The following is an 11994-nucleotide window of genomic DNA, read 5'->3' as shown; positions in this document are numbered from 1 at the left end:
AAGATTTTGACAGCGGTCGATACCGTTCGCAATACCACGAACGGCATGAGGGGAATAATACAAGGTCGGATTAGCGTAGCGTAATCCGACAATGCCACTATCATCCAAAAATAGGGCAATGGCGCGGCAGTGCGCTTGCCGACAGAATGCCGCGTCCTTGAGCGGCAACGGCACGTCGGATTACGCCCGCTGGGCTAATCCGACCTGCTCGCCTTCCCTCCAGGCTCCTCCTCCTCGCTGCGCGAGCCCCGATAGCGCGGCAAGCCATCGGCCAGCTTCACCCACTCCAGCTGCGTGCCCGTATAGATATGGCTGTGCGGCGGCAGCTGTTCGGGATTGTCCAGGCTGCAGGTAGTCACGTCGACTTCATCGGGATAGGCACTGTCTTCAAAGGTCAGCTGCGTGCCGCAGCGGGGACAAAAGCTGCGCGTGCCATGGACGCTGGACGCATACGACATCGCTTGCCCCTGCCGCCAGCGAAAGTTCGCCCGTGGCACGCTGAACCAGGCGACAAACGGCGCGCCCGACGCGCGGCGGCACACGGAACAGTGGCAGGCGCTTTGATGAAAGCTGTCCGCGCCGGCGTCATAGCGGACCTCGCCGCACAAACATCCTCCCGTCAGCATGGCATCCTCCTGCGATATGAAAAAGGCGCCCAGTTTAGCGCCGCCGCGGCGCCACGGTTTGCGTTAGATCAGGGCGACGATCAACAGCAGCAGCGCCAGCGGCGCCTGCACCAGCACGATGCCCGGATGCGTGCGGCGCAGCTGGGCCCACACGGACAGGCCCGGCACTTCCTCGTGCGGGTGGTGGGCTTCGTCGCGCAGCGACATCGCGTGCAGGAACATGCCGGCGATCAGGGGCCCGGGATTGACCCACCAACCCTGCTCAAGCAAGCCGCGCGACAGGTAGATGGCCAGCGCGCCGATGGCGAACGGCGAAGCCCACACCAGCGCCAGCATCAGGCGGATGCCATAGAATTCCGCCACGGTGCCCATGCGGTGCAGGCGGCTGAAATCGTGGCCTTCCATGCGCTTGTCGATGGCCAGCTCGGCGCGGCCGTACAAGGTCCACAGGCCGCCGAACAGGCAGCCCAGCAGCACGCCGATGACGATGTCGGCCGCGAACACCACGTATTTATTCACGTCGGCCGTGCCGATGCCCAGCGACGTGTGGGCGGCCGCGTGCAGGTGCAGGCCGGCCTGCTCGCCTTCGGCCGTCGTATAGCGGTCGCGCACGTCATAGGTGCTGCCGATATACACGACGTTCTTGCGTAGTGCATTCGCCGCCACGCCGGCCTGCCCATCGATCAGTTGTACGCGCGTGCGCGTGGGGTTCAGGAAGGCCGGCGCCACGGCGGCCGGGTGAAACGGCGCGGTGACGGCGTTCTGTTCCGCCGCCGCCCTGGCGTCGCCGTGGATGACAGGTTCGAACGCCCAGCGCGCCAATTCCTTTTCGCTGCCCGTGCGCCGCGCCAGCTGGCACACGCGGCCGGCCAGTGCCAGTCCCTCCTTTTGCTCGGACAGGACGGCCGGCATGGGCTGCTTCTGCTCCTGCTCGTCGGCGCCATGCGCCAGCTCGAAGGCCACTGCCGCCAGCACGGGACTTTTCAGCTCGATACGCGTGACGGCGCCCATGCGCTCGCGGATACGCGGGCTGGCGAAGTGGATGCCGGCCGCGCAGCGCGCGCGTATCCACGCCAGGTTCGCATTCTGGTCCGATTGTTCGGGCAGGATCAGCACCAGTTTCCGGCCCTCGGCGGCCAGCCGGTCGAGCAAGCTGTCGAGCGGCCGCTCGCCATCCTTGTGCTGTTCATACACGGCCGGCGCCAGGTCCAGGTCGATGGCCAGCACCTTGCTGCCGCGCGCTGCGGCGCTGGCGATCACTTGTTCCAGGCGCGTGCGTTCCAGCGGTTCGCGCTCGTCGAACACCTGTTCGAACGCGGGCTGGTCTATTTCGATGATGCCGGGCCGGTAGGCGGCGCCCGGGTCCTTGCCCCGGTTCAGCAGTTGCCCCTGTTCCGCGCTGGCGCGCAGCATGGCCGCATCGAGCCATTCGAGCACGTGAAAACCTTCCAGCACCAGCATCAGCGCGGCGATCAGGCTGGCGCCGATCACGTGATGCAGCAGATGCGTGCCCGTCAGCTTGAAGGCCGAGCCCAGCTGGGCGACCGGCCACAGCAGGCGCCGCCACAGCGGGGGGCGCGGTTGGTCCGGCTGGCTGGTTTCCACGGTGCGTTCCCTTCGCGTGCGTTGCATGAATTATCATTCAAGCAACAAATAATGACGAAAGGATAGTATATTGCAGTTGTGCCCGTTCAGCCGCACTGCTGGCAACCTACTTCGGCTTGGCCAGCAGCAGCTTGCCCAGCGCTTCGAAGGCCGGCGTGGTGGTCGGGTCGTTCGCCGCATTGGCCGCCGTCGGCGTCGAGGCGAAGCGCACGATCACCATTTCCGCCTTCGGATCGACATAGATGCGCTGGCCGTACACGCCGCGCGCCATGTAGGCGCCATGGTCGTTATGCGTGACCCACCACATGTCGCGGTAGCTCCAGCCCTTGAGCAAATCGTAGCCGCCCTTGGCGAACAGCTGCTTGTCGCCGCCGCGGCGGATATCGTCGACGGCTGCCTTGGGCAGAATCTGCTGGCCGTTGTAGCGGCCATCGTTGCGCAGCATTTCGCCGAAGCGGGCCAGGTCGCGCAAGCCCGCATTCAAGCCGCCGCCGGCAAACGGCGTGCCCGTCGAATCGACCGTCATATAGGCATCCTGCTCGGCGCCCAGCTTTTGCCAGACATGCTCGGACAGGTAGTCGTTGACGTTCTGGCCCGTGACACGGGCGATGATCCAGCCCAGCACGTCGGAGTTGACCGTGCGGTAGCCGAACGCCTCGCCATGCCGGCCCTCGTGCCGCACCGTCTGCAGGTACTCGAAATAGCTGCGCGGCCCCGTGTAATCCTTGGGCTTGGGCAGCGGGCTGCCGGCCGCCGCGTGCTGCCACACTTCCGCTTTCGGGTCCGCATAATCTTCGCTGAATTGCAGGCCCGTGGTCATGTCCAGCACCTGGCGCACGGTGGCGTCGCCAAACGCGGACTTGGCCAGTTCCGGCACGTAATCGGCCACTTTTTTGTCCGGATCGAGCTTGCCTTCGGCCACCAGCGCCGCGCCCAGGGTGCCCATGACGGACTTCGTCACGGACATGGCGCCATGCTGGCCGCCTTCCTTCAACACGCCAAGATAACGTTCATACACGATGCGGCCCCGGTGCAGCACCACGATGCCGTCCGTGTAGTTGGCGCCCAGCGACTGTTCCCAGGTCATCGTTTCCTTCGCGCCCAGAGGCGTGAAGCGCAGGCCGTCGATATCCGTGCGCAGCGCGCGTTTCAGGGGCACGGGTGCCTTCAAGCCGCGCGAGACATCCACCGTCGGCATCAGCTGGCGGAAGTGCGACACGCTCCAGCGCAGCTGCGGGAAATTGAAATAGCTGCCATCGTCGAAACGGATGATCTTGTCGGCCGGCGGCGGCGCGCCCACCATCCATTGCAATGCGGCCGGATCGCTGGCGGCGGCCGACAGCGGCGCCGTCGCCTCTGCCGCGTGGGCGCCGGCGGACAGCGCCAGGCAGGCGGCGGCCAGGGCCAGGCGTTTCATGCTGGGAAAATCGTTCATGCGATGCTCTCCTTGATAGACAGAATATTTAATAAACCCATACCACGTTCGCCAGCCATCCCGTCCAGGTCCTGGCCTGCCCGTTCACCAGCTGGTTCACGCCCGACTGCGCGAACGAGGCGCTGAAGCCCAGGGTCAGGTAGGTATTCGGGTTCACCACGCGCACGTATTTGACGAAGACGTCGTTGGCCAGCATCGGGCGCAACACGCCGGCGATCACCACGGGCGCGCCGCCCGGCACGTCGAGGCGCGTGGCCTGGCCGAACTGCAGCGGGCTGCCCATCTGGTTGGCCCGCACCTGGGCCAGGTAGGCGGTCACGGTGTCCTTCGGCGTCGGGTGCAGCTCGATGGTGGCCTGCAGCGCATTCACGTTGGCATTGACGAAGACCCAGGTCGCCTTGCTGCCCGAAGCCCAGGCGCCCGGCGTGCCTTCGAAGAACAGCGGATCGAAGCGCTCATTGCGCGCCGTGCGCGGATCGTCACCGGAAAAGCTCTGGTAGCCAAGCGTGAACTTCGGCGTCCACGCCACGTCGGGCAGCGAAAAGCCCCCTTCCGTGCGCCAGCCCCAGGCCCGCATCGGCTCGCGCGTATTCCACTCGCGCGCGGCATCGACGCCGAACCAGCCTTTCGACAGCACGGTGGGCAGCACGGGAACGCGCGCGTAGCCATACACGAACTGCAAGTCCTTGCGGCCGTCAGGCACGGCCAGCGGTGCGCCGATGCCGCCTGGCGCCGCCTGCGGATACGCCGCATGCGAACGGGGCACCTTGCCATACGCGACGCCGGCCTTGCGGTCGTTCGCGGGCGCGTAGCTGACGTCAACGCCGACGACGCGCGTGCCGCTATCGTTGTCGGGATTTTCATTCGGGTCGAGATAAAACGCCTGGGCGCTGAACGCGTCCTGGCTTATTCTGGCCACCACGGAATTCTGGAAAGCCTTGCGCGGCCCCAGTTTCAGCGCGCCGCGGTCAAAGCCGTTCGAGCCGCCATTGGCGATCAGCATGCCGGTACCCAGCGTGAAATTCTGCGCGCCGGCCGACACATCGACCATGGCGCGCGTGCCGCCGAGCGGCATGCGGATGCCGGCGACGAATTCCTCGATCGAGATGCGGCCCGTGTCGCCCGCGCCAAACGGATCGTGGCGCAAGGTGCCTGAGCCGACGGCGGACACGCGCGCATACAGCTGCTTGCCGTCGCCCACGTTGCGCTTGAAACCGAGCGCCGGCTTGACATAGAACTCGTACCAGTTGGGATTGAAATCGAAGCCGGGATTGCGCGCCGGCGTATTCGACAGCTTCCAGAACAGATTGCTCTCGCCGGCCACCTGCACGCCCGCTTCCACGGAACGCATCATGTGCCAGCCGGCGGCCATGGCCGGTTCGACGGCGGCGCGCCGGGCTACCTCTTTTTCCATGCTGCTCTGGCCATCGGGATCGAGCTGGCCGGCGGCGGCGCAGGCGGCGCTCCAGCCCAGCAGGGCCAGGACGAGTGAGCTGCGCACGGGGAACATCGCTTGCGTTGTCATAGGTATCCCTTGCGATAGCTGACCTCAGATTTGAACGGATGTTATCAGAGATGCTCTTTTTTATTGTTGTAAAGCATCCTATTGTGCGGCGCCAGGCGTTGAGACGAACGTCTCACGGCAGCCGATGCTGCAGCGCAGGATGCGCCATCCGGGGCTTCGTGCTACAAACGAAATACCATAAAGCAGATACCGAGATACCGGAGAGCGCCATGCCCTACGTCCGCCAGACCAACCATATCGAGCGCGTGCGCGACCTGATCGCCGGCCGCGTCGTCAATCCTGGCGCCGATACGGCCAGGCTGGCGTCGTCGTACCGGCGCTCGCTGGACGACTACCGGCTCGATCCCGCGTCCACCACGGGGCCGCGCATCCTGACGGGCGCCGAACTGCGCGCCATCCAGCAGTCCGAGGAAAATTTTCTGCGCTCCACGGGCCAGTGCCTGCCGCGCCTGCACGCCATGGTGCGCGAAGCGGGCTACTGCGTCATCCTGGCCAATGCGCGCGGCGTGACGATCGACTACGCGGTCGACACGGACCAGCGCAAGGATTTCAAGAAGGCGGGCCTGTACCCGGGCTCGTGCTGGTCGGAAGAGGAAGAAGGCACGTGCGGCATCGCCTCCGTGCTGCTCGACCAGGAAGCCATCACCGTGCACAAGACCGACCACTTCCGCGCCGCCTTCACGGGCCTGACCTGCAGCGCCGCACCGATCTTTTCTCCGCACGGCGACTTGATCGGCGTGCTCGATGCCTCGGCCTTGAATTCGCCCGATGCGCGCGACAGCCAGCGCCTGGTCAAACAGCTGGTGCGCCAGGGCGCGACCCTGATCGAGGACGGCTTTTTTCTCACCTCCTATGGCCATTGCTGCATCCTGCTGGCGCACCGCAACCGCCACTTCGTGGAAGTGCAGCCGGAGATGCTGCTCGCCATCGACGAGCATGGCGACATCGTCGCCGCCAACCGCTGCGCGCGCGACGTCATCGGGGGCCTGGACGCCCTTCCCCGCCCCGTCGCCGAGGTGCTGGAAGTGCGCGCCGAACGGCTGTTCGATGCGCGTACGGGACACAATCTGCTGTCGCTGCGCCTGGCCGGCGGCAGCACCTGGCTGCACGCGCGCGTGCGCGCGCCGCTGCGCCAGGCCAGCGCGCGGGTACGCATCAAGAATGCCGCTCCCGTGACGCAGGACGCGCCGGCCTGCACGCCGCCGGATCTGGCCGAGCGCACGCGCATCGTCAACGCCATGAACGCCGCCAAGTGGCGCCCGCTGCAGGCGGCCGCCATGCTGGGCGTCTCGCGCGCCACCCTGTACCGGCGCATCAAGCAGCTGCACATCGTGCCGCCGCACCGCCAGTAAGGCATACGGCACGCTGAGATTTCCGTCTCACATTCCGCCATGCTGCGCTGCGGAATGCGGGGCTGGAACGCCAGTGTTACAACATCGTCAGCGGCAACACAGCCGCATCCCATCATAAAGTCAGCAGACTTGGAGGAGACACGATGCAAACCGAAATCAACCCGCACGACTTGGCCGTGGCCGGCATCCTGGAGCAGCTCGAAGGCTGTCTTCGCGCCAGCGACGGCACGGGCGCCGCACAGCTGTTCGAACAGGATGGCTACTGGCGCGACCTGGTGCTGTTTACCTGGAACCTGAAAACCCTGGAAGGCCGCGAGCAGATCGCCGCCATGCTGACCGCCCAGCTGGGCGCCGTGCAGCCGGTTGCCATCCGCATCGCCGACGGCGAACATGCGGTGGAAGCGGGCGGCGTGCTGCAAAGCTGGATCACGGTGGAAACGGACGTGGCGCGCGGCGTGGGCTTCATCCGCATCCGCGACGGCAAGATCTGGACCCTGCTCACCACCATGAGCGAATTGAAGGGTTTCGAGGAAGCCAAGGGCGGCCGGCGGCCCATGGGCGCCGAACACGGGGCGCGCACCAACCGCAGCAGCTGGCTGGAGCACCGCGAACAGGAAGCCAAGGAACTCGGTTACGCACGTCAGCCCTATTGCGTCATCATCGGCGGCGGCCAGGGCGGCATCGCGCTGGGCGCGCGCCTGCGGCAATTGAACGTCCCCACCATCATCATCGAGAAAAACGCCCGCCCCGGCGACAGCTGGCGCAAGCGCTACAAATCGCTGTGCCTGCACGACCCCGTCTGGTACGACCACATGCCGTACATCCCTTTCCCGGATAACTGGCCCGTCTTCACACCGAAGGACAAGGTCGGCGACTGGCTGGAGATGTACACCAAGGTGATGGAACTGAACTACTGGGGCTCGACGTCATGCGAATCGGCCAGCTTCAACGAAGCCAGCGGCGAGTGGACGGTGCAGGTGCTGCGCGATGGCCAGCCCGTCACCCTGAAGCCGCAGCAGCTGGTGCTGGCGACGGGCATGTCGGGCAAGGCGAACATGCCGAAGTTCAAGGGCATGGACGTGTTCCAGGGCGAGCAGCAGCACTCGTCGCAGCATCCGGGACCGGACGCGTATGCCGGCAAGAAGGTGGTGGTCATCGGCGCGAACAATTCCGCGCACGATATCTGCGCCGCCCTGTGGGAAGCGGGCGTGGACGTGACCATGGTGCAGCGCTCGTCGACGCACATCGTCAAGTCCGATTCCTTGATGGACCTGGCGCTGGGCGACCTGTATTCGGAACGGGCGCTGGCGGCCGGCATGACCACAAACAAGGCCGACCTCACGTTCGCCTCGATTCCGTACAAGATCCTGGCCGACTTCCAGAAGCCCGTCTTCAAGGCCATCCGCGAACGCGACGCGGACTTTTATGCGCGCCTGGAAGAACGGGGCTTCATGCTCGATTTCGGCGACGACGATTCGGGCCTGTTCATGAAATACCTGCGCCGCGGCTCCGGCTACTACATCGACGTGGGCGCCTCCGAGCTGGTCGCCGAGGGCAAGATCAAGCTGAAAAGCGCGGTCGGCGTGCAGGAACTGAAAGCCCATTCCATCGTGCTGTCCGACGGCACGGAGCTGCCCGCCGACCTCGTGGTGTACGCCACCGGCTACGGCTCCATGAACGGCTGGGCGGCCGACCTGATCTCGCCCGAGGTGGCGAATAAAGTGGGCAAGGTGTGGGGCCTCGGTTCGGCCACGACGAAGGACCCGGGCCCGTGGGAGGGCGAGCAGCGCAATATGTGGAAACCCACGCAGCAGCAAGCGCTATGGTTCCACGGCGGTAACCTGCACCAGTCGCGCCATTATTCGCAATACCTGTCGCTGCAGCTGAAGGCGCGCATGGAAGGGTTGAACACGCCCGTGTATGGGCAGCAGGAAGTGCATCACCTGGCGTAAAGGCGATGCAACCCATGTAGGTCGGATTAGCGCGGGAAGCGCGTAATCCGACACCTTGCTGGCGGCTCATGTCGGATTACGCGCGGCGTTGCCGCACTAATCCGACCTACCGCCACCACCCACTCAAAAAAAATGGCGGCGGACCGAAGTCCGCCGCCATTTTTTACGTCATGCAGCCAACGATTACTGCTTGATGGCTTCGATCGCAAACGTCAGGGTCACGTCATCGCTGACGGCCGGCGCATATTTGCCGGCGTTGAATTCCGAGCGCTTGATCTTGGCCGTGGCGTTGGCGCCGCACGCGTCTTTTTTCAGCATCGGGTGCGGTGCGCAATTGAACGAGGTGACGGTCAGGGTCACTGGCTTGGTCACGCCTTTCAGGGTCAGGTTGCCTTCCACGGAGGCCAGCTTGTCGCCGTCGAAATTGAACCTGGTCGATTTGTACGTGGCGACGGGATACTTGGCCGTGTCGAGGAAGTCTTCGCCCTGGATGTGCGAGTTGAACAGGGTCGAACCCGTATCGACGGACTTGGTGTCGATCAGCACTTCGACGGCGCCCGTCCTGGCGGCGCGGTCCAGGGTAACCTTGCCGGTGGTGTTATTGAAACGGCTTTGCTGCGTCGAGAAACCCATGTGGGTGTATTCGAAACGGGGGAAAGTATGGCTGCCATCGATGACATAGACTTCCGGAGCGGCAAAGGCGGACAGCGAGAAGCCGGCGGCGGCGATAAAAGCGAGCAGTTTTTTCATTGTAAATTCCTGTTTGGAGTGGAGGATGTCAAAACCGCAACCGGCGGCAGGCGGGAAGCGCTGCGGCTGATTGTCTGGCTTCAGTTGCAACAGATTATGCATGGCATGAAGATCGATGTAAAACGGAAAATATACCTAGTTAGCATCGAAAAAATCGATAATAACGGTAAGGATGTCCACGACAACGTCTTCTGTTGCCGATTATTGTCTGCATTGCCAAAAATATCCAGCGTTATCCGGCGCCTCAGATCAGGCCGCAAATGAGAATGATTCTTGTTATTACCCTGCAGGATTGTTATCATTGCGGCCCCGGCAAGCCTGCAGGTTCGCCTTGATTCCTCCATAATAGCGCAGCACATACAGCAGAAAAACATGACGGCCACCCGCCACGATACGCACACCTTGAACGCACAGCCCATCGTTTCCCCGCCCCGCAGCCAGGGCCTGACAGCCGGCGCCCTCGCCTGATGGGCGAGCCGCACGCCCAGGCTTCCCTGCGCGAAGCGCACGGCGCGCGCCTGCGCCGCTGGGCCTGGACCGCTGCCGGCGCCCTGATGGTGCTGCTGGGGATCATCGGCGCCATGCTGCCCGTCATGCCGACGACGATTTTCCTGATCCTCGCCCTGGCCTGCTTCAGCCGCGCCTCGCCGCGCCTCGAGCACTGGCTGCTGCACCATCCGCGCTTCGGCCCGCCGCTGCGCCAGTGGCGCGAACACCGCGCCGTCTCGCGGCGCGGCAAGGCCATGGCTTGCCTGGGCATGGCCATCGGCTTCGTCGCCATGTGCCTCGGCCATCCGCCGTGGTGGGTCATCGCCATGGTGGGCGCCATGGAGCTCGCCGTGCTCATCTACCTGTTGCGCCGTCCCGAAGGTCCTGCGGCCAGCGGAGCAGAATCTGCCCGTGAAGAGGACAATCGCAGGCAGTAAACGGCCCTGCCCGCGGCGAAAAAACGGCAACTGAGCCGAACCGCACATAAAATCACCGCGATGCCTGCACAGGGCGCGTCGAACTTTTCACCAAGATGCGGCTCCGCCACGCCCATCGGCGCGATTAAATTCGGCAAGAACGCCGCTTTCCCGCTTTTTTCACTTGAAAACAGTCGCATAGACATTATTTGCATATTCAAAGCAAGATTCTGTCGTAGGAGTAATAACACGATCGGAGGTATACTACGCAACCGACGTAACAGGCTGGGCGATTTGGCCCCTGCAAGCAAGCCTGTGACGGTCCAATAAAAAAGGAAACACTGCATGACCACACCACACCGTACGCCGGTGATTCGCATCGATGGCGCGAACAAGACCTTCGCGCTGCCCAAGGGCGAACAATTCCACGCGGTCAAATCGGTCACGCTGGAAGTCTATCCCGGTGATATTTTCGGCCTGATCGGCAAGAGCGGCGCCGGCAAATCGACCCTGCTGCGCCTGATTAACCTGCTCGAGCGCCCCGACAGCGGCACCATTACCGTGGCCGGGCGCGAACTGACCCGCCTGGGCAAGAGCGAACTGCGCGACGCGCGCCAGAATATCGGCATGATTTTCCAGCAATTCAATTTGCTGCAAAACGCCAGCGTCTTCGACAACGTCGCCTTCCCCCTGAAAATCCATGGCACGACCAAGGGCGAGCAGATCGCCGCCAGAGTCGAGGAATGCCTGGCGCTCGTCGGCCTGTCCGACAAGCTGCACAGCTATCCGGCGCAATTGTCCGGCGGGCAGAAACAGCGCGTGGCGATCGCCCGCGCCCTGGCCAGCCACCCCGACGTGCTGCTGTGCGACGAGCCGACGTCCGCGCTGGACGCGGAAACGACGCGCGCCCTGCTCGACACCCTGCGCGACATCAATGCGCGCCTCGGCGTGACCATCGTCATCGTCAGCCATGAGCTGTCGGTGCTGGGCGCCATCTGCAACCGCGTGGCCGTCGTGGAAAACGGCGCCATCGCCGAACAATTCGACTTGAGCGACACGGCCACTCCGCGCAAGACGGCGCTGGGACGCGAGCTGGCGTATTACGGCACCGAGGCGTTTGAAGCCACCGCATGGAAGGATGCAACACATGTTTGAAGAATCGATCAATAACGTCGTCAAGCTGCTGCCGGAAATCTGGGTGGCGCTGGGCCAGACCATGACCATGCTGGGCATCGGCTTGACCGCCGCCATCCTGATCGGCGGCCCGCTGGGCATTTTGCTGTTCCTCGTCTCGGAAGGCCAGTCGCTGGAAAACCGTCCGCTGTCGACGATCCTCGGCTGGCTGGTGAATACCGTGCGCAGCTTCCCCTTCATCATTTTGCTCGTCGCCCTGACGCCGTTTACGCGCATCATCGCGGGCACCTCGATCGGCCCGCTGGCGGCCAGCGTGCCGCTGTCGTTCGCCGCCATTCCCTACCTGGCGCGCCTGGTGGAACAGAACCTGCGCGAAGTGCCGCGCGGCGTGATCGAAGCGGCGCACGCCATGGGCGCGTCGGAAATGCAGATCATCTTCCGCGTGCTGCTGGTCGAAGCGCGCTCCGGCCTCGTGCTGGCGCTGACCGTGCTGTCGATCAGCTTCCTGTCGTATTCGGCCGTGGCCGGCGTGGTGGGCGGCGGCGGTATCGGCGACCTGGCCATCCGTTACGGCTACTACCGCTTCGAGACGGACATCATGGTCGCCACCGTGGCCATCCTGATCGTGCTGGTGCAAACCATCCAGTTCGCCGGCACGCGCATCGCCAAGCGCCTCGACAAACGTTAATTCAAATTCAGAAACAAGGACC

General features: G+C 64.2%; 10 protein-coding genes. 5 read left to right on the top strand and 5 right to left on the bottom strand.

What is annotated here, in order from left to right:
• Nucleotides 1-194: 194 nt before the first annotated feature.
• From IGS60_RS15440 to IGS60_RS15425, 4 genes are all read right to left on the bottom strand, one after another.
• The gene (locus IGS60_RS15440; RefSeq protein ID WP_070290728.1) at nt 195-626 is read right to left on the bottom strand and encodes a GFA family protein; all 432 of its coding nucleotides are present in this window, start codon (nt 624-626) and stop codon (nt 195-197) included.
• Between the two features lie 63 nt (nt 627-689).
• On the bottom strand, nt 690-2258 hold the full coding sequence (locus IGS60_RS15435; protein ID WP_230505327.1) for a CHASE2 domain-containing protein: 1569 nt from the start codon (nt 2256-2258) through the stop codon (nt 690-692).
• A gap of 79 nt (nt 2259-2337) precedes the next feature.
• A complete protein-coding gene (locus IGS60_RS15430) occupies nt 2338-3666 on the bottom strand; it encodes a serine hydrolase (RefSeq protein ID WP_230505325.1) in 1329 nt (442 codons plus the stop codon).
• 28 nt (nt 3667-3694) lie between these two features.
• Nucleotides 3695-5191 carry an alginate export family protein gene (locus IGS60_RS15425; protein WP_230505322.1) on the bottom strand — a complete coding sequence of 499 codons (1497 nt, stop codon included), beginning with the start codon at nt 5189-5191 and terminating at the stop codon, nt 3695-3697.
• Nucleotides 5192-5400: 209 nt separating this feature from the next.
• Between IGS60_RS15425 and IGS60_RS15420 the strand changes: the two genes are divergently transcribed.
• Nucleotides 5401-6543, top strand: coding sequence for a sigma-54-dependent Fis family transcriptional regulator (locus IGS60_RS15420; protein WP_230505320.1), 1143 nt, complete (start codon nt 5401-5403; stop codon nt 6541-6543).
• A gap of 143 nt (nt 6544-6686) precedes the next feature.
• Nucleotides 6687-8495, top strand: coding sequence for an NAD(P)/FAD-dependent oxidoreductase (locus IGS60_RS15415; RefSeq protein WP_230505318.1), 1809 nt, complete (start codon nt 6687-6689; stop codon nt 8493-8495).
• A 183-nt stretch (nt 8496-8678) separates the two neighbouring features.
• Here the strand turns inward: IGS60_RS15415 and IGS60_RS15410 are convergent, their stop codons facing one another.
• Complete coding sequence (locus IGS60_RS15410; RefSeq protein WP_121671135.1) at nt 8679-9245, bottom strand: YceI family protein; 567 nt, start codon at nt 9243-9245, stop codon at nt 8679-8681.
• A 467-nt stretch (nt 9246-9712) separates the two neighbouring features.
• Here IGS60_RS15410 and IGS60_RS15405 point away from each other — a divergent pair, with 467 nt between their 5' ends.
• The 3 genes from IGS60_RS15405 to IGS60_RS15395 all read left to right on the top strand — a co-directional run bounded on the left by IGS60_RS15405 (nt 9713) and on the right by IGS60_RS15395 (nt 11972).
• The gene (locus IGS60_RS15405; RefSeq protein ID WP_268994098.1) at nt 9713-10171 is read left to right on the top strand and encodes a YbaN family protein; all 459 of its coding nucleotides are present in this window, start codon (nt 9713-9715) and stop codon (nt 10169-10171) included.
• A 324-nt stretch (nt 10172-10495) separates the two neighbouring features.
• A complete protein-coding gene (locus IGS60_RS15400) occupies nt 10496-11305 on the top strand; it encodes a methionine ABC transporter ATP-binding protein (RefSeq protein ID WP_070222288.1) in 810 nt (269 codons plus the stop codon).
• Nucleotides 11298-11972 (top strand): methionine ABC transporter permease, encoded by a 675-nt coding sequence (locus IGS60_RS15395; protein ID WP_070313210.1) that lies wholly within the window; start codon nt 11298-11300, stop codon nt 11970-11972. Before IGS60_RS15400 ends, IGS60_RS15395 begins: the two co-directional genes overlap by 8 nt.
• The last annotated feature ends 22 nt before the right edge of the window (nt 11973-11994 follow it).

The organism is Janthinobacterium sp. FW305-128 (assembly GCF_020858135.1).
Classification (GTDB): domain Bacteria; phylum Pseudomonadota; class Gammaproteobacteria; order Burkholderiales; family Burkholderiaceae_D; genus Janthinobacterium.
This window is presented reverse-complemented; position numbering and strand designations above follow the sequence as displayed.